The sequence below is a fragment of the Mangrovibacter plantisponsor genome (assembly GCF_003182475.1).
Lineage (GTDB): Bacteria > Pseudomonadota > Gammaproteobacteria > Enterobacterales > Enterobacteriaceae > Mangrovibacter > Mangrovibacter plantisponsor.
Genome location: NZ_QGTS01000004.1, coordinates 353314 through 370544 on the forward strand (window position 1 = coordinate 353314; position 17231 = coordinate 370544).

Annotated in this window: 16 protein-coding genes; 9 read left to right on the top strand and 7 right to left on the bottom strand. The window is 50.6% G+C overall.

The window, feature by feature from the left end; translation table 11 throughout:
• The first annotated feature begins 344 nt into the window (after window positions 1-344).
• The 3 genes from DES37_RS08575 (at window position 345) to ykgO (ending at window position 2812) form a co-directional block, all read left to right on the top strand.
• The gene (locus DES37_RS08575; RefSeq protein WP_036107630.1) at window positions 345-2027 is read left to right on the top strand and encodes an aspartate:alanine antiporter; all 1683 of its coding nucleotides are present in this window, start codon (window positions 345-347) and stop codon (window positions 2025-2027) included.
• Between the two features lie 381 nt (window positions 2028-2408).
• Window positions 2409-2669 (top strand): type B 50S ribosomal protein L31, encoded by a 261-nt coding sequence (locus DES37_RS08580; protein WP_036107602.1) that lies wholly within the window; start codon window positions 2409-2411, stop codon window positions 2667-2669.
• A 2-nt stretch (window positions 2670-2671) separates the two neighbouring features.
• Window positions 2672-2812, top strand: a complete 141-nt coding sequence (ykgO, locus tag DES37_RS08585; RefSeq protein ID WP_036107599.1) for a type B 50S ribosomal protein L36 — start codon at window positions 2672-2674, stop codon at window positions 2810-2812.
• A gap of 69 nt (window positions 2813-2881) precedes the next feature.
• Here the strand turns inward: ykgO and DES37_RS08590 are convergent, their stop codons facing one another.
• Entirely contained in the window at window positions 2882-3886 is a 1005-nt protein-coding gene (locus tag DES37_RS08590; RefSeq protein ID WP_425451697.1) for an ABC transporter substrate-binding protein, read from the bottom strand.
• 41 nt (window positions 3887-3927) lie between these two features.
• The gene (locus DES37_RS08595) at window positions 3928-6156 is read right to left on the bottom strand and encodes a TonB-dependent receptor (RefSeq protein WP_110025525.1); all 2229 of its coding nucleotides are present in this window, start codon (window positions 6154-6156) and stop codon (window positions 3928-3930) included.
• A gap of 214 nt (window positions 6157-6370) precedes the next feature.
• Between DES37_RS08595 and DES37_RS08600 the strand changes: the two genes are divergently transcribed.
• Complete coding sequence (locus DES37_RS08600) at window positions 6371-7576, top strand: MFS transporter (protein WP_110025526.1); 1206 nt, start codon at window positions 6371-6373, stop codon at window positions 7574-7576.
• 16 nt (window positions 7577-7592) lie between these two features.
• Here DES37_RS08600 and DES37_RS08605 read toward each other — a convergent pair whose 3' ends face one another.
• Entirely contained in the window at window positions 7593-8813 is a 1221-nt protein-coding gene (locus tag DES37_RS08605) for an MFS transporter (protein WP_110025527.1), read from the bottom strand.
• Between the two features lie 175 nt (window positions 8814-8988).
• On the opposite strand from DES37_RS08605, the gene DES37_RS08610 reads away from it, so the two are divergent.
• From DES37_RS08610 to deoR, 3 genes are all read left to right on the top strand, one after another.
• Window positions 8989-9720 (top strand): phosphatase PAP2 family protein, encoded by a 732-nt coding sequence (locus DES37_RS08610; RefSeq protein ID WP_110025528.1) that lies wholly within the window; start codon window positions 8989-8991, stop codon window positions 9718-9720.
• The gene (gene ybjG, locus DES37_RS08615; protein WP_110025529.1) at window positions 9717-10325 is read left to right on the top strand and encodes an undecaprenyl-diphosphate phosphatase; all 609 of its coding nucleotides are present in this window, start codon (window positions 9717-9719) and stop codon (window positions 10323-10325) included. The genes DES37_RS08610 and ybjG overlap by 4 nt, the downstream gene beginning before the upstream one ends.
• Before the next feature lie 69 nt (window positions 10326-10394).
• A complete protein-coding gene (gene deoR / locus DES37_RS08620) occupies window positions 10395-11165 on the top strand; it encodes a DNA-binding transcriptional repressor DeoR (RefSeq protein WP_110025567.1) in 771 nt (256 codons plus the stop codon).
• Window positions 11166-11213: 48 nt separating this feature from the next.
• Here deoR and dacC read toward each other — a convergent pair whose 3' ends face one another.
• Complete coding sequence (dacC, locus tag DES37_RS08625; RefSeq protein ID WP_110025530.1) at window positions 11214-12422, bottom strand: serine-type D-Ala-D-Ala carboxypeptidase; 1209 nt, start codon at window positions 12420-12422, stop codon at window positions 11214-11216.
• A 239-nt stretch (window positions 12423-12661) separates the two neighbouring features.
• Here dacC and DES37_RS08630 point away from each other — a divergent pair, with 239 nt between their 5' ends.
• The gene (locus DES37_RS08630) at window positions 12662-13288 is read left to right on the top strand and encodes a glutathione S-transferase family protein (protein ID WP_110025568.1); all 627 of its coding nucleotides are present in this window, start codon (window positions 12662-12664) and stop codon (window positions 13286-13288) included.
• Window positions 13289-13341: 53 nt separating this feature from the next.
• On the opposite strand, the gene DES37_RS08635 is transcribed toward DES37_RS08630, so the two are convergent.
• Window positions 13342-13728 carry a biofilm formation regulator BssR gene (locus DES37_RS08635; RefSeq protein ID WP_051691328.1) on the bottom strand — a complete coding sequence of 129 codons (387 nt, stop codon included), beginning with the start codon at window positions 13726-13728 and terminating at the stop codon, window positions 13342-13344.
• Between the two features lie 203 nt (window positions 13729-13931).
• Here DES37_RS08635 and rimO point away from each other — a divergent pair, with 203 nt between their 5' ends.
• A complete protein-coding gene (rimO, locus tag DES37_RS08640) occupies window positions 13932-15242 on the top strand; it encodes a 30S ribosomal protein S12 methylthiotransferase RimO (protein WP_110025531.1) in 1311 nt (436 codons plus the stop codon).
• A gap of 98 nt (window positions 15243-15340) precedes the next feature.
• Here rimO and gsiD read toward each other — a convergent pair whose 3' ends face one another.
• Both gsiD and gsiC read right to left on the bottom strand, forming a co-directional pair.
• Entirely contained in the window at window positions 15341-16255 is a 915-nt protein-coding gene (gene gsiD / locus DES37_RS08645) for a glutathione ABC transporter permease GsiD (RefSeq protein ID WP_110025532.1), read from the bottom strand.
• Window positions 16256-16273: 18 nt separating this feature from the next.
• The gene (gene gsiC, locus DES37_RS08650; protein ID WP_036107574.1) at window positions 16274-17194 is read right to left on the bottom strand and encodes a glutathione ABC transporter permease GsiC; all 921 of its coding nucleotides are present in this window, start codon (window positions 17192-17194) and stop codon (window positions 16274-16276) included.
• Window positions 17195-17231: the final 37 nt, after the last annotated feature.

Here is a 17231-nt window from a genome sequence, read left to right on the forward strand (position 1 = left end):
CTTTACCAATGTCCTTATCAAAACCTGTATTACCCACTCACCTTCACACTGCTTATTTCTGTGTATTCCTACCGGCTCGCTTCACGAACGCCTCATATGAAGCCTCCTTCCGTGGCACATTACCGGTAATGCGAATGATTCCACATATAACAGAGATGCCATTTACTACATTTTTCTTGCTGGCTGTTGATAACCATAACGATTACACTAGCGCCCATCGTACTCTTTGCAGGCGATATAACACTGAAGTTTTTGCCAGCCGATAGTGTTATTTTTATGCGAAAGACGCGTGTAAAACAATCATTTTTTTCAACGAGTTACAAGTAAAGAAGAAGTTAGCTTCCGTGAACATAAACGTCGCAGATTTGTTAAACGGGAATTACATCCTGTTATTATTTGTCGTACTCACCCTTGGCCTGTGTTTGGGTAAATTGCGCCTTGGTTCAATCCAACTTGGTAATTCTATTGGTGTTCTGGTTGTTTCTTTATTATTAGGCCAACAACATTTCACAATAAATACAGACGCACTTAATTTGGGCTTCATGTTGTTCATCTTTTGTGTTGGCGTGGAAGCGGGCCCGAACTTTTTCTCCATTTTCTTCCGGGATGGTAAAAATTACCTGATGCTGGCACTGGTCATGGTGGGTAGTGCATTATTTTTGGCACTGGGTCTGGGCAAACTTTTCGGATGGGATATCGGCCTGACAGCAGGTATGCTGGCTGGATCTATGACATCCACACCCGTTCTGGTTGGTGCGGGCGATACCTTGCGCCATTCAGGAATAAATCACCCGGAACTGGTCAACGCGCTTGACCACCTGAGCCTGGGTTACGCATTAACTTACCTTATTGGCCTGGTCAGCCTGATTGTTGCTGCCCGTTATATGCCAAAACTGCAGCACCAGGATTTGCAAACCAGCGCTCAGCAAATTGCCCGCGAGCGTGGTCTGGATACCGATTCCAACCGCAAAGTTTACTTGCCTGTTATTCGCGCTTACCGGGTTGGGCCAGAGTTGGTCGCCTGGGCCGATGGTAAAAACCTGCGCGAACTCGGTATTTACCGCCAGACAGGTTGCTACATTGAGCGTATTCGCCGTAACGGTATTCTGGCTAACCCCGATGGCGATGCAGTCTTACAGATGGGGGATGAAATTGCCCTGGTCGGCTACCCGGATGCCCATGCGCGCCTGGATCCCAGTTTCCGTAACGGGAAAGAGGTATTTGACCGCGACCTGCTCGATATGCGCATTGTTACCGAAGAGATAGTGGTAAAAAACCACAATGCTGTTGGCCGCCGCCTGGCGCAACTTAAGCTCACGGACCACGGGTGTTTCCTTAACCGCGTTATTCGCAGCCAAATAGAGATGCCAATCGACGACAACATTGTCCTGAACAAAGGCGATGTACTGCAGGTGAGTGGTGACGCACGTCGGGTTAAAACGGTTGCAGAACGCATCGGCTTTATTTCCATTCACAGCCAAATCACCGATCTGCTGGCTTTCTGTGCTTTCTTTATTATTGGGCTGATGATCGGGATGATTACCTTTCAGTTCAGTTCATTCAGTTTTGGTATCGGTAATGCCGCCGGGCTGCTGTTTGCCGGGATTATGCTCGGCTTCCTGCGTGCCAACCACCCCACCTTTGGTTATATTCCCCAGGGCGCACTCAACATGGTTAAAGAGTTTGGCCTGATGGTGTTTATGGCGGGTGTAGGCTTGAGTGCCGGGGGCGGTATTGGTCACAACCTGGGGGCTATTGGCGGGCAAATGCTGGCTTCCGGGCTGGTTGTAAGCCTGGTGCCAGTATTAATTTGCTTTCTGTTTGGGGCTTATGTACTGCGTATGAACCGGGCGTTGCTGTTTGGCGCAATCATGGGGGCGCGCACCTGTGCACCCGCAATGGAAATTATCAGTGATGCTTCCCGCAGCAACATCCCGGCACTGGGTTACGCCGGGACTTACGCCATCGCTAACGTGTTGTTAACCCTTGCCGGGACACTGATTATTGTTATCTGGCCAGGGATGTGACGTTGACCACAGAAAAAAATAAATTTTTTTTAGGTCAGCGGAGAACTTTTTTTGGGGCGTGCAGTCTGAATTAATGCCACTGCTTTTCTTTGATGTCCCCAAATTTGTGGAGCCCATCAATCACGCCATTTTGGTTCAAGATTGATGGGTTTTTTATTGCCTGCGATTTAGCCGCGGTAATAATTTACCCACCATAGAAACATAAGTTACACCTACTCTCTGTTTTCCTTACTGCTTCTTAACCGAGAAAAGTTGGCAATCAACCGTCAGTTACCCTCACCAGCTCCCCACATTCACACACCGCAGACAGCTTGCACTTTGCTTACGGAGCTCGTATCATAATTGTTATGTTATAACATTATTGATAAATAATGAGGCAAAATGAAACCCGGACTTCACCCACAATACCGCACCGTGGTGTTCCATGACACCAGCGCAAATCACTACATAAAAGTAGGTTCAACCATTGCAACAGACCGTGAAATTGAGCTTGATGGCAACACATACCCTTATGTCACCATCGATGTTTCTTCGGCTTCGCATCCCTACTACACCGGTAAGCAGAAAACCTTTACCAATGAGGGAAGTGCCGCCCGGTTCAACCAGCGCTTTGGGCGCTTTTTTAACTCGAAGGACAAGTAATAATGCAGGTACTGAACTCATTACGTTCGGCTAAACAACGCCATCCGGATTGCCAGTTGGTTAAACGCAAAGGCCGTATGTACGTCATTTGTAAGAGCAACCCACGGTTTAAAGCGGTTCAGGGAAGGAAAAAACGCCGCTGAGGTGGTTTAGGTAGTAAAGAAAAAGCCCCGGTACAACTGGACTGTTCCGGGGCTTTTCAGGTTAACGCATCAGTGCTGTGGTTCCAGCACGTTCTGAATCTGTGCAGATGTCAGGTCCAGCCCAAAGAAATTCTGGTAAAAATCGTGGGTCATTTTGCTCATGTCAATATCCTGGAATTGCGCCGGATAAAGCTTTTTCGCCAGCCAGACAAACTGTAATGCTTCTTCACTGGTTTCCCGGCACCACCAGAACATCCCCTGCGGGTTCACAAACACCCGGTGATTTTTAACCGCACTGGTACTTTGCCACTGAGCTGAATGCTCTATCATTTGTGCGGTCTGGCGTGTCATGGCAATGATAACCTGAGGGTCTGCAGCGACGGCACGTTCAACCGGTACTTCTCCGGTGGTGTTGGGTTTGCCACCAAACCATGTTGCCGCTACATTTTTCCCTCCGGCCAGGGTAATCCAGTCATCATTTAAAGACGGTTTTCCCGAAGTCATTACCGGGCTCATCATGGCATGGTAAACACGCAGGCGCTGGCTGTCAGGTATTCCAGCCAGGCGGGACTGCACCAATGCCACATTGTGATTAAAGTAAGCCTGGAACTGCTGCGCTTTTTGCTGAGCGTCTGGCCCCAGAACTTGCGCTGTTTTCATCACCCGCTCAACCATTGCAGCCATTGAGTTATCGGGTAGCACCAGCACTTTTACACCTGCCTGTTCCAGCATATCCTGCTTAGCAATATGCATATTTTCAGGCACAAACAACAATTGAGCACGTTGGGCGAGGATTTGTTCAGGGTTGATATCGTGGCTGGAGGTGAGACTCACATCCGGCACATTTACAATCCCTGGCAACGCCTGGCGAAACAGTGGTATACGTTTTGCTATTGCTGAGGTGCCAACAATATTTTTGCCGTAACCCAGCATGGCAATAATGGTATTTTGCGCAGGCCAGGACGTAGCAATGCGCACATCACTATGTGCTGGTTGTGCTGCAAAAGCGGGTGTAAAAACCGGGCTCAGCAACACCATCAGGCTGGCAACAACTACATGAAAAGATCGTATCATTCGTTTTTACCGCTTCAATAAAGAAGCGGCCTCAGAATCAATCAAAAATCAAACGTTACCGTTGCACGAACTTCGCGGCCTGTCCCCAGGAAAGCGCTGTTGGACGTACCAGAGCCATCGGTTGATGCAGGGAAGATGGATGCCCAATAACGCCGGTTGGTTACGTTATTAACGGAAAGGCGTAATGTCGTGGGAATATTTTCAAATACCGTGGAATAACGGGTACCTAAGTCCAGCGTGGTGTAACTCCCGGCCCAGGTGGTATTCGTATCGTTTGCCGCGCGTTTACCGGTATAGTGCACATTGGCGCTATAGACCAGTTGCGGCATACTCGGCAGGCTGTATTCCACCAGCATATTTGCCTGTACTTTTGGTACCCCAACAACCCATTTATTACTGGTGCTTTCGGAAACAGTATTTTTTAGTTGCGGGTCAAGGAAGGTAACGCCACTGTAGATATTCAGGCCTTCCATAACCGGGCCAGATGCCGTCAGTTCCAGGCCATTATTTACCTGATCCCCTTCTTCTTTGTAAACCATGTCAGTCGAGTCAACATAGGCGAAGGGGCGTTTCAGGCGAAACAGCGCAGCACCAAGGTGCATGTTGTTCACCTCGGCTTTCAGACCAACTTCATATTGTTTGCTGCGAATCGGATCGAGAGTCTGCCCTTCATTGCTCAGCCCTTCTCCGGTGGGAACGGTATCGCCCTGTTCCAGAGAATCCGCATAGCTCACATAAGCCATCACATCAGGTGTGATTTTATACATTAAAGCGACGTTCGGGCTCAGACCATCCTGGTTAACCTGGCTGCTTTTAGTACCGGAGCTGGAGTAATTGGCAGTTTCCAGCCAACTCTGGCTAAGGTAGAACATGGCCGACCATTTTGGTGTAAAGGTCACCGTGTCACCGGCGGTGATGCTTTGCTGGGTATTGGTACTGGAGCGATAACGGTCACCATTGGTGATAATTTTGCCATCACCCGGTTCATCCATAGAATCCGGGTCATATAAATCTGTGGTTCCCAGGCTGTACCGCACACTGCTACCTTTCGCAGAGTAGATACTCCAGACATACCCCGATGTTGCGAAAGCAAGATCGTGCCCAATACTGCCAGTATCAACATGCCCATTAAGGCTGAGCATATTGCTCAACACCCTGAAACGCCCTGCTGCGCTGGAATCCGACAGGCTACGGGTCAGCGTGCCATTGTTATCGCTAATCGTATTTGAGACAGAGCGCATTGCGCGGTCAGCCTGTTGGTAACCCACACCTGCTGTCAGAGACCAGCCATCATTGAAATCCTGTAATAAACGGGTGCTGATGGTGTCAGTTGTCAGATCCATACCCGCGGTATCCAGCGCGTAGTTTCTGTTTTTCGGATTAAGTTTGGACGCTGAAGGAAGATTTATGCCATTGGCATAGCTGAACCCTGAGGGGTAACCCTTCTGAATAAACTCATAATGGCTGGCATCCAGTTGAACCTGCGTGCCGGGCTGAATATTCCAGTCGAGCGCTACAGCGGCTAATTTCCTGCGCAACGTGCTGCCGGCAACATCACCTTCACCTTCTTCGTGCAATAAATTGACTCGATAACCAAATTTACCATCATCAACATGGCCGCCTAAATCAACATGGCCGGTGTAGGCGCCACGGCTCTGATAACCCAGAGTGACACGGTGCAAAGGCTGGTCTGTAGGGCGTTTCGCCACAAAGTTAAATTGCCCTGCCGGGCTTGCCGGGCCATAAAGTGCACCTGTCAGGCTGTTAAGCACATCCACGCGTTCCAGCATTTCTACCGGGAACGCCGTGGTGGCAACCATGTTCAGGCCATCAAGCCGTGTATTCGCCACCACACTGCCTTCCATACCACGGCTTTGTGGGCGGCCCACATCCATACCACCGCGGGCTTCCATCTGGGTACTTGGCGCATATTTCAGTAACTCACTGACACTTTTCGCCTGCTGGTTATCAATCATTTGGTGAGTGATAGTGGTGGTGGAATACGGGGTATCAGTCCAGCTTTTATCACCCAGCGGCCCTAAATTAACCTGCTGTGCGGTAAAACCTGCACCGGATTTTGCCTCCTGAGTTGTGTCGCCCTGGCTTTGTTGCTTCGCCGTCACCACTATTTTGTCTTCTTTACCAGACTTACTGGTGGTTGCTGGCGTGCTACTGGTCGCCGAACTGTCTTCTGAAACTGCGCTGAACCCTGGAGTGGGGAGCGTTCCTGCCAATAAAGGAATGAGTAATGCGAGCTTTGTTTTGTTCATTTTGTAATCATCGTAATATAAAGTATTATATTACGATCTGTGACGAACCTCACCTTTTGATCGAGATCAGACTTTCCCGGCAATTGGTTATATATAAGCAAACATAATCAATTGGTTATCATAGCCATAACAAAAAAGTTTCTTGCTGCACTTATGTACAACCTTTCGTGCAGTTGTTACTGTTCATTAATCGGAATTTAGTTACAGGGATTTTATGCTTTCCTCGTTATCCTCTTCGCATGCCTTGCGCCAGCGCACATGGGCTCTGTTCGCGTTATTTTTTCTCCCCGGCCTGTTGATGGCCTCCTGGGCCTCTCGTACTCCGGCCATTCGCGATGACTTGCAAGTCTCCATTGGTGAAATGGGGATTGTGCTGTTCGGGCTCTCAATTGGCTCGATGAGTGGCATTCTGAGTTCAGGCTGGCTGGTGAACCGTTTGGGTACCCGTAAGGTCATTCGTTTTGCCATGTCATTAGTGGTTACTGGTATCTTGCTGATGTCCGGAGCGCTGTTGCCGGGCCTGCCCTGGCTGTTTTCTCTGGGGCTTGCCTGCCTGGGCGCCGGGTTAGGTGCCTCCGAGGTAGCGGTGAATGTTGAGGGTGCCATTGTTGAGCGGTTGCGCGGGAAAACCCTGTTACCGATGATGCACGGGTGTTACAGCTTCGGTACCTTAATCGGAGCAGGCGCCGGGATTGGTTTGTCGGCGTTAAAACTGCCGGTAAGTTTTCATTTGTTTATTGCGGGCCTGGTCAGCCTGGTTCCACTGGTTCTTGCAGTGCGAGCCATCCCACCACATAACAGTGGTAACACCACCGCAGGTGAGCAAGGTAACGAACCTGCACATATTCCCTTCTGGCGTGATATTCAGTTACTTCTTATTGGGGTTGTTATTCTGGCGATGGCACTGGCGGAAGGTTCCGCTACCGACTGGCTATCTTTACTGATGGTGGATGGTCATGGGTTTTCCCAAACATCCGGCACACTTATCTATACCGGGTTTACACTGGGAATGACGCTGGGACGGTTTACTGGCGGCTGGTTTATTGACCGCTATAACCGGGTTGCAGTAGTGCGCACCAGCGCATTGTTGGGTGCGCTGGGGATTGGCATAATTGTGTTTGTCGATAACCCGTTTCTGGCAGGCTGCGCTGTTCTGTTATGGGGCGCTGGCGCATCACTGGGTTTTCCGCTCACCATTTCAGCAGCAAGCGACACCGGCCCCAACGCGCCAGCCCGGGTAAGCGTCGTTGCCGCAACAGGCTATATCGCCTTTCTGGTTGGCCCCCCAATGCTGGGTTACCTTGGGGAGCACTACGGTTTGCGCCAGGCGATGGTGGTTGTGCTGGCGCTGATGATAGTTGCCGCACTGGTTGCCCGTGCAGTGGCAAAACCCCAGCCAGCAACGACCCGTTCTGACTGAAACCCGGCACGTACTTTCAGGGCTGTTGCTTACTACCTACGGTTTTATCCCACAAAAACCAGGTGGTCAGGGCAGCCCAAATTAAGCCACAGGCCAGGTTTACCGCAGAAAAAGCCCCCATTCCCCCCGCCAGTTCAACATGTTTACTGAATTCAATACCCACAATAAAAATCAGCATCTGCAGCATTCCCATTGCGGCAGAAACCGTACCTTTACTCATATCGCTGGAAAAGAGCGTTAAACGCACCAGGCCGGCGTTAGCCAGACCAATACCAAAAGCATACAGGCTCAGCCCTGCTGTCATCCACAGCCATGCATGTGGGTCAGACCAGGTTGCCAGTGCGGCCAGTAGCAACCCAAGTGTAATAGGCCAGGCACCCAGCCAAATCAGTTTACGTACAGCATGGCGTGCCGTGAGCTTTGCCAGCACCAGATTGCCCGCAATCAACGATCCAAAAATTGGTACCTGCAGCAACCCGTAATCCAGGGAAGACAACCCTTGTTCTTCAATAATCATCACGGGAGATTGCGCTATCCACGCCAGGAGTGGCAATGAGACAAAACCAATGCCCAGAGCACCGGCGACGAAACGCCGATTGCGCAACACTTGCGCGTAATCTTTCACCAGAGCAGGCAGAGAAAGCGGTTCACCAATGCGGGTGGCTGTTTCTGGCATGGTGTGCAACAACCCAATAAAGGCGACCAGTGCCAGAACCGCAAATAACACAAACATCCACTCCCAGGGAGCAACCGCAACCCAGGCCGCACCAGCCAGTGGGCCAAGCAGAGGTGCTATTAGCGCAACATTTGCCATCAGCGCAGTAATTTTTATACAGCGCACTTCATCAAAAGATTCTTGTATTGCGGCGTACCCGACTGCGCCAATAAAGCACAGGCCAACCCCCTGCATAAAACGCAGCACGGTAAAAGTCACAATGTCGTGTACCAGCAATGTTGCCAGGCAAGTGAGAATAAACCACAGGGCGCCAGCCAGCATCACCGGGCGCCGCCCGCGCCGGTCAGATAATGGGCCAAGCAACCACTGCAAAACCATCCCACCCGCCAGGTAAGCAGTCATGGATCCAGAGACCCAGGAAACATCAGCCTGGAATTGTGCCACGACGGCCAGCATTCCCGGCTGGATCATGTCGTTTCCGATATAAGTTGAAAACTCATACAGCACCAGACTAAGCGGGAAAATAACCATATAGCTGAATGATTTACGTTTGTTACCCATTATTTCCCTGATTACTGTCGATGAATGTTCGCGCCGATTTTAAGGAATTGTTACGAAAGCACCAGACAAATTGTAGTGAATAAAAAAAAACAGTTTTGTGTCAGTTTTGTTTAAGGTTTTCTTAAGCACAACAGTCTAGCATTACAGGCTGATAAATCAGTGTCTTTGGTAAACCATGTCACAGTACAAAAATCACCTCACACCAGTAAAAACCAGGACAAAACCCCTTTACCTGCTGCCCCTACATTTCTATGGTTATCAGCTTCTTGCCCTGGCTGTGCTGGGGGTTATCTTTTTTTGGTTTTCACGCAATGAGGTGCTGGATTACTCACTGTCACATTACTGGTTTGACCCTGCCACTCACCACTTTCCATGGAAAGAAAATATCTGGCTGGACAGAATTAACCACCGGTTACTGAAGTATCTGGTTATAGCTGCAGGCGCTTATTTTCTGGTGAAAGGGGCATGGCAGAAGAACCCTCGCATGGTTGTCATTGCGGTTCTCATGGGCCTTGGCGCTGCTGTTGTTGGCATTTTGAAAGCAACCAGCCACCACTCTTGCCCCTGGGATTTGCTTGCCTTTGGCGGCCATGCTGTGGAGTACCCCCTGTTAAGCAATGTGCCTGCACTGAGTGGTCCGGGGCGTTGTTTTCCTGGCGGGCATGCATCCAGTGGTTTTATGGCAATGGCGTTTTTCTTTTGGTTTTATCCGGAAAAACCGCGGCTGGCCTGGTTTGCTTTGTTCTGTGGCACCCTGTTGGGGCTTGCAATGGGTTATGGGCAGGTGATGCGAGGCGCACATTTTTTCAGCCATAACCTGTGGGCCGGCTGGTGGGTCTGGCTGGTACAGGTTGCCGGTTACTTTGGGTTGTCCCAGGGTTTTGCGTGGTTTAGAAGAGGGAAATAATGGAAACACTTAATACCACACTATTTTTGCTGATCAACGCGACACCTGCGTCTCCAGACTGGCTGATTCGCCTCGCAGTGTTTATCGCGCGGGATATGATTTCAATTGTGCCTTTACTGGCAGTCGCTTTGTGGCTATGGGGCCCGCGCCAGCAGATTTCAACCCAGCGGCACCTGGTTATCAAACTCACAGTGGCTATGGCCGTTAGCCTGGTGGTTTCCTGGGGCCTGGGCCTGGCCTTCCCTCACCCCCGTCCATTTGCTGAGGGTATTGGTTATCAGTGGCTACACCACAGCGCCGATGATTCATTCCCCAGCGACCATGGTACTGTTATCTTCACCTTCGCAATCGCATTCCTGTTCTGGCACAGAGTGTGGTCAGGCATATTCATGCTAATTCTGGGGTGCGCTATCGCCTGGTCACGCGTGTACCTTGGCATCCACTGGCCAATGGATATGGTGGGTGGTTTTCTGGTGGGGCTGCTTGCCTGCCTCAGCAGCCAAATTCTCTGGCCCGGGCCTGGCATTAAACTTTTCCGTATTGTTCAGCGCCTTTACCGGCTCTGTTTCTCTGCACTTATCAATAAAGGCTGGGTGCGTGACTAACCCCACGCATGACGCTAAGATGCAATCATTAACCCGGTAATGGCCGCCGGGTTTTTTAATGAGAGCAATATGGAAACACGACACGACGAGCGAGTCCAACAACTCCTTCTGGCAATTAAGCGCAGCGACAAACTCCATTTAAAAGATGCTGCACGGTTGTTGGGTGTATCTGAAATGACCATCCGGCGTGATATTAATACCACCGATGCCCCGGTATCATTACTGGGTGGCTACCTGGTGATAGAAGCACATGCCGCCAATGCCAGTAATTATTTACTTAGCGTACAAAAGCACCGGCTGGTCAAAGAGAAACAATTTATTGGCCGCCTGGCAGCAAAGCTCGTTAAGCCGCATCATACGGTCTTTTTTGACTGTGGCACCACAACTCCCTGGGTTATTGACGCCATTCCTGATGACCTGCCGTTTACCGGCATTTGCTATTCCCTGAATACCTTTCTGAGCCTGCAAGAAAAACCCATGTGCCAGGTCATTCTGTGCGGTGGGGAGTTTCACCATGAAAATGCAGTCTTTACTCCCGTTACCTTTCAGGAAACTCTGGATCATTTGCGCCCGGATCTGGCATTTTTCTCTGCTGCTGGCGTTTCCCCTCAGAAAGGCATCACTTGCTTTAATATTAATGAATTGCCTGTAAAACATTGGGCAATGAAAGCAGCAAGCCGCCATATTCTGGTCGCAGACCACAGTAAATTTGGCGTAGTCCGTGGGGTATTTATGGGTGAACTCAGTGCATTTGATTCACTGGTAACAGACAAAGCCCCTTCAGAAGCGGAGCTGACAGCGTTACTCACCAGTGCAATCACGGTTATCTGTGAAGAATGACAAGGCCCGGCAGACCCGGGCCTGAAAGGTAATACAGCCAGCAGGTTATCAGGAGAACCAGCCACCAAACCACTGGTGGAATTTAAACTGGATGTAATCCCATACCCGGCTGAAGAAGCCACCCTCTTCCACTGCTTCCATCACAACCAACGGGCGCTGCTCAATAGTTTGCCCATTCAGTTGAAAATTAATGGTCCCGACAACTTCACCTTTTTTCAATGGCGCAGTCAGTTCAGGAGAGTTTAGTGTGTAAGAAGCCCGCAGGTTTTTCATTTGCCCGCGCGGGATGGTAATGGCGCCAGCATCACCCGCCCCCAGGTTAACTTCTGAGTTATCGCCATACCAGACACGCTGTGTCACAAAGGGCCGGTCAGGGCTGATGGGGGTTACTGTCTCAAAGAACCGAAAACCCCACGTCAGTAATTTTTCCGATTCATTGAAACGAATACGGTCAGTTTTCGCCCCAAGCACCACTGAAATAAGCCGCATGTCCCCCTGAGTTGCAGAGGCGACCAGGTTATACCCGGCCCCTGCGGTCGTGCCGGTTTTCATACCATCGACATTCAGGTTACTGCTCCACAGCAGGCGGTTGCGATTAGGCTGGCGAATATTATTAAAAGTAAACTCTTTCTCTTTGTTGACGGCGTACTCATTGGGCACATCGCGCACCAGCGCCTGGCCTAATAACGCCATATCACGCGCAGTAGTAAACTGCCCTGGCGCATCCAGGCCGTGTACCGTTTTAAAAGTGGTATTGGTCAGATTCAGGCGTTTTGCATAACCGTTCATCAGGTTAACAAAAGCGTCCTGGCTGCCAGCGATATAGTCTGCCATGGCAATACAGGCGTCGTTACCAGACTGAATAACGATCCCTTTATTGAGGTCATCAACAGACACGCGATCCCGGGGCTTTAAAAACATGACCGACGAGCCACGCAGCGCCGGGTTGCCGGTCGCCCAGGCATCGTCTCCCACAGTGACCATATCTGTAAGGTGAATTTTACCCGCTTTCAGAGCCTGGCCGACGACATAACTGGTCATCAGTTTCGTCAGGCTTGCGGGGTCGAGTTTTTCGTCTGCATTCCCTTCCGCCAGCACTTTGCCACTGGCGTAGTCCATCAGGATCCAGGCTTTTGCATCAATGGCCGGTGCCGCAGGTGCGGCTGGCTCTGCAAAAACCTGGGGGGAAACGAGTAAGAGAAGTGTTGTTCCCGCGCACCAGGCACGAAACGAGGAGGATAAACCACGTTTATTCATAACTTTGCCACCTGAGTATCCATTCCAAAACAACAGCGCCTTGCGACCTGCCCAAAAAAGATAGCCAGTAACCTAACGCGCTGCTTGTGTTAAAGAAACCTTGAATTGGTAAAGTTTTTTAAGTTTATGCGATAACCGGGAACCCTGCTTTTCATTGTTACTAATTAATAAACAACATGTTGGTAAATTGCGTACCTGCGCGCATACTGACAAACTCATTTACTAGTTGGGAGAAAGTGGTGATAACAGTCTGGGGCAGAAACAACTCAACCAATGTGAAGAAAGTTTTATGGTGCCTGGAAGAACTGGGGATGGAGTATGAAAATATTCCAGTGGGTGGCCAGTTTGGAAAAACGCACGACCCGGAATACCTGGCAATGAACCCTAACGCACTTATCCCCTGCCTGCAGGATGACGCAACCGGTATTACCCTGTGGGAGTCCAACGTTATTGTGCGCTACCTGGCGGCACAATACGGGCAACAAACCCTGTGGACAGAAAACCCGGCAAAACGTGCGCTGGGTGAGAAGTGGATGGACTGGTCTGCCAGCACACTCCCCTACGCCTTTCGCGGTGTTTTCCTTCCTCTGGTAAGAACACCACCGGAACAACGCGATGAACAAAGTATTGAGCAAAGCCGCCAGGAGTGTGAAAAGTTACTGACTATGCTGGACCAGGCGCTGGCAGATTCTGCATGGCTGTCTGGCGAAGAATTCGGTATTGCGGATATCGCCCCGGCGCCCATCGTTTATGGGCTACTGAACCTGGGTCTCTCCTGGCCTGAATGGCCGCATCTGCGTAACTGGTATCAACGCCTGGCAGAACGCCCGGCATTCCAGCGTATTGTGATGATTCCCCTTAGTTGACCGGCAAAAAACCAGTGCTGGCGCGCTTCTTTCCCAAAGCGCGCCACATATTATTATGTCACCCCGTCTTCAGCATGTGAATCAAGGTGGTTCAGGCACTCATCGAGGTCATCAATACATGCCTGCAATTTACTGGCATCTACGGTTATGTACGATGGGCAATCGTGCCCGCCCGATAATAAACATAATGATGCCGACGCCACTGCTTCTATAGCCCGATGAAAATCAGTAATTTCACTACCGGGCAAATCAGCCCGAATAGCAGGCCAGTCGTCACGGAAGTCATTGCACAACGCCAGCAATGTTTCTCGTAACTGCAGCCCTTCGTTAACGGACATATACCCCTTGGCCCGTCGCAACTCTGAGTAGCACTGCAACGCCGCCCGGGCTGCGGTCATTTTTGCCACCAGTTCAGCTTTGCATTTTTTTGCGATCATCATAAATCCCTCCCTTGGTATTAGCCAAAGACATAACTCTGGCTAATACAATAAGGCTAGATCTGTTTATTGTGCTGAATACTGCCGCAGGTCAATTTTTAACCACCAGATCGAAGAATTTACATTACAGCTACACGCCAGACTGTGGCTGTCATGGGGCTGACTGGGTATAATCGCCCGATTGTGAGCAATGAACTGTATAAAAAATGTCTAAAATTGGATTTCTGTCGTTAGGTTGCCCAAAGAATCTGGTGGATTCAGAACGCATCCTGACTGAATTACGTACTGAAGGCTATGATGTGGTGCCCAATTATGATGACGCCGACCTGGTCATCGTTAACACCTGCGGTTTTATCGACAGCGCGGTCCAGGAGTCACTGGAAGCGATTGGTGAAGCCTTAAACGAGAACGGTAAAGTTATCGTCACCGGTTGCCTGGGAGCAAAGGAAGACCAAATCCGTGATGTCCATCCTAAAGTGTTGGAAATCACAGGCCCGCATAGCTATGAACAAGTGCTGAATCATGTTCACCACTATGCGCCCAAACCTGAGCATGACCCGTTTGTCAGCCTGGTGCCCAAACAGGGTGTTAAATTAACGCCACGCCACTACGCTTACCTGAAAATTTCAGAAGGCTGTAACCATCGCTGCACTTTCTGTATCATCCCTTCCATGCGTGGTGACCTCGACAGCCGGGCAATTGGTGAAGTGCTGGATGAAGCCAAACGCCTAGTTGAAGCCGGTGTCAAAGAACTGCTGGTTATTTCTCAGGACACCTCAGCCTACGGCGTTGATGTGAAGCACCGTACCGGGTTCTGGAATGGGCAACCGGTAAAAACCAGCATGGTCAGCCTGTGTGAACAGCTCTCCCGCCTTGGTGTCTGGACTCGCCTGCACTATGTCTACCCCTATCCTCACGTAGATGAAGTCATCCCGTTGATGGCGGAAGGCAAAATTCTGCCTTACCTTGATATCCCGCTGCAGCATGCCAGCCCCAGGATCCTGAAGCTGATGAAACGCCCGGGAGCTGTTGAGCGTACCCTTGAGCGCATTAAGCGCTGGCGCGAAATTTGCCCTGAGTTAACCCTGCGTTCAACTTTTATTGTCGGCTTCCCGGGGGAAACTGAAGAAGACTTCCAGATGCTGCTGGATTTCATTACCGAAGCACGCCTCGACCGTGTCGGCTGCTTTAAATACAGCCCGGTAGAAGGTGCCACAGCCAATGAGTTGCCGTCTCCGGTGCCAGAAGATATCAAAGAAGAACGCTTCCACCGCTTTATGCAGTTGCAGCAGAAAATTTCTGCTGAGCGCCTGCAAGAAAAAGTGGGCCGGGAAATTCTGGTTATGATTGATGAAACCGATGAAGAAGGCGCGATTGGCCGAAGCATGGCGGATGCACCAGAAATTGACGGCGCGGTATACCTGAATGGTGAAACCCACCTGAAAGCCGGGGATATCGTTAAAGTGAAAGTGGAAAACGCAGACGAATACGATCTGTGGGGGTCACTGGTTCGCTAACCCACTAACCTCAGGCCTGTTTTATGGCCTGAGGTTTCATTACACACCTGTGCTGCACCCAACAAAACTTCTCTGCTCACAGTCCGCCGGTATTTCCGTTACGATTCCGGGCCATCGCCTTCCAGTGCATCCCGCAGCCCGTCACCAAGCAAGTTAAACGCCAGTACGCTCAGGAAAATAGCCAGGCTTGGGAAAATAGCAACATGAGGAGCCATCACCATATCGCTTCGGGCTTCGCTGAGCATCACGCCCCACTCCGGCGTTGGCGATTGCGCGCCCATCCCCAGAAATGACAGGCTGGATGCGGAAATAATAGATAACCCAATACGCATAGTCAGGAACACCAGAATAGATGACAACGTACCAGGCAGAATATGGTGTACTAAAATAACCCAGTCAGAAGCACCAATGCTGCGCACAGATTCAATAAACATCTGGTTTTTCAATACCAGCGTATTGCCTCTGACCAGGCGGGCAAACGCCGGGATACTAAAGATAGCAACCGCGATAATCACATTACTCATCCCATTGCCCATCACAGCCACAACCGCAATAGCCAGTAAAATCCCCGGGAAAGCAAACATCACATCGCACAGGCGCATAATCAGCCGGTCATACCAGCCTTCATAATAACCAGCCACCAGCCCAAGCCCGGAGCCTATCACCATCCCAATAAACACCGCCAGAACGCCGGCCGCCAGTGAAATACGCGCGCCAACCAACACCCGGGAAAAAATATCCCGCCCAAGGGAATCAACACCAAACCAGTGAGCCAGCGAAGGCCCGGCATTCAGTTGGTCGTAATCGTAGTAAGTCTGTGCGTTATAAGGGGCAATCCATGGTGCCAGGATAGCCAGGATAATCAGCAGGCACACAAACCCACCAGCGGCCATAGCAATGGGCTGGCGGCGAAAACGTCCCCAGAAAGTACGCCAGGGAGGTGTACCCCGTAGCGGATGAATCACAGGCATTGCTTTAATGATTGCCTGGCGTCGCCAGTTAAACAGAGTCATGTTGCTCGTTACACCCTTCTACTTATAACGAATGGCCGGATTCAACAGGGCGTAGATAACGTCCACAGCCAGGTTTATCAGAATAAAGATTAAAGAAAACAGCAGAACTTCGGCCTGAATCACCGGGTAATCACGCATTTCTACTGAATCCACCAACAACCTGCCAAGCCCGGGCCAGTTAAAAACCTTTTCCACCACAATCGAACCGCCCAACAAGAAACCGAATTGCAGGCCCATCATGGTGACAACCGGCACCATTGCATTACGCAAGCCATGTTTCAGGATAACCACCTGTTCACGCAGCCCTTTTGCCCGGGCTGTGCGCATGTACTCTTCCTGCAATACATCAACAAATGCCGCTCGCGTAAAACGGGCCATTACTGCGGCAACCCCCGCGCCTAATGTAATGGAAGGCAGAATATAGTGGCGCCAGGTATCTGCCCCAACAACCGGGAACCAGCCAAGATCCACCGCAAAGACCTGAATCAGTACCATTCCCAGGGCAAAAGCCGGAAAAGAGATGCCGGTTACTGCCAGCGCCATACTCAGGTAATCTGGCCAGCGGTTGCGCCAGACGGCCGCCGCCACACCACTGATTAAGCCGAAGATGACAGCCCAAAGCATACTCAGGCAGGCCAGCCAAAACGTAGGCATAAAGCGGGCAGCGATTTCCTCGGTTACCGGGCGATGAGAAACCATCGACATACCGAAATCACCCTGCAATAACTGCCAAATAAAATGCAAAAATTGCTGCCATAAAGGCGCATCCAGGCCGAGCTGTTTGCGCACCATTTCGACCACTGCAGGCCCCGCTTCCGGGCCTGCCATCAGCCTTGCCGGGTCACCCGGCAGTAAATGCACAAACAAAAACACCAGTACACTGACAAAAAACAGTGTTGGGATAAGCCCGAGCAAGCGCTTTGCTACATAAGTCAACATGCCGCGGCTACATCCAGTTGTTATTCATAATAAAAAG

What these genes read in the sequence shown, in the direction of transcription:
- DES37_RS08590 (WP_425451697.1), bottom strand. Translation starts at nt 3,886, where the DNA reads ATGATACGATCTTTTCATGTAGTTGTTGCCAGCCTGATGGTGTTGCTG.
- DES37_RS08595 (WP_110025525.1), bottom strand. Translation starts at nt 6,156, where the DNA reads ATGAACAAAACAAAGCTCGCATTACTCATTCCTTTATTGGCAGGAACG.
- ykgO (WP_036107599.1), top strand. Translation starts at nt 2,672, where the DNA reads ATGCAGGTACTGAACTCATTACGTTCGGCTAAACAACGCCATCCGGAT.
- DES37_RS08580 (WP_036107602.1), top strand. Translation starts at nt 2,409, where the DNA reads ATGAAACCCGGACTTCACCCACAATACCGCACCGTGGTGTTCCATGAC.
- gsiD (WP_110025532.1), bottom strand. Translation starts at nt 16,255, where the DNA reads ATGACTCTGTTTAACTGGCGACGCCAGGCAATCATTAAAGCAATGCCT.
- DES37_RS08635 (WP_051691328.1), bottom strand. Translation starts at nt 13,728, where the DNA reads ATGATGATCGCAAAAAAATGCAAAGCTGAACTGGTGGCAAAAATGACC.
- DES37_RS08600 (WP_110025526.1), top strand. Translation starts at nt 6,371, where the DNA reads ATGCTTTCCTCGTTATCCTCTTCGCATGCCTTGCGCCAGCGCACATGG.
- DES37_RS08610 (WP_110025528.1), top strand. Translation starts at nt 8,989, where the DNA reads ATGTCACAGTACAAAAATCACCTCACACCAGTAAAAACCAGGACAAAA.
- dacC (WP_110025530.1), bottom strand. Translation starts at nt 12,422, where the DNA reads ATGAATAAACGTGGTTTATCCTCCTCGTTTCGTGCCTGGTGCGCGGGA.
- gsiC (WP_036107574.1), bottom strand. Translation starts at nt 17,194, where the DNA reads ATGTTGACTTATGTAGCAAAGCGCTTGCTCGGGCTTATCCCAACACTG.
- rimO (WP_110025531.1), top strand. Translation starts at nt 13,932, where the DNA reads ATGTCTAAAATTGGATTTCTGTCGTTAGGTTGCCCAAAGAATCTGGTG.
- deoR (WP_110025567.1), top strand. Translation starts at nt 10,395, where the DNA reads ATGGAAACACGACACGACGAGCGAGTCCAACAACTCCTTCTGGCAATT.
- DES37_RS08605 (WP_110025527.1), bottom strand. Translation starts at nt 8,813, where the DNA reads ATGGGTAACAAACGTAAATCATTCAGCTATATGGTTATTTTCCCGCTT.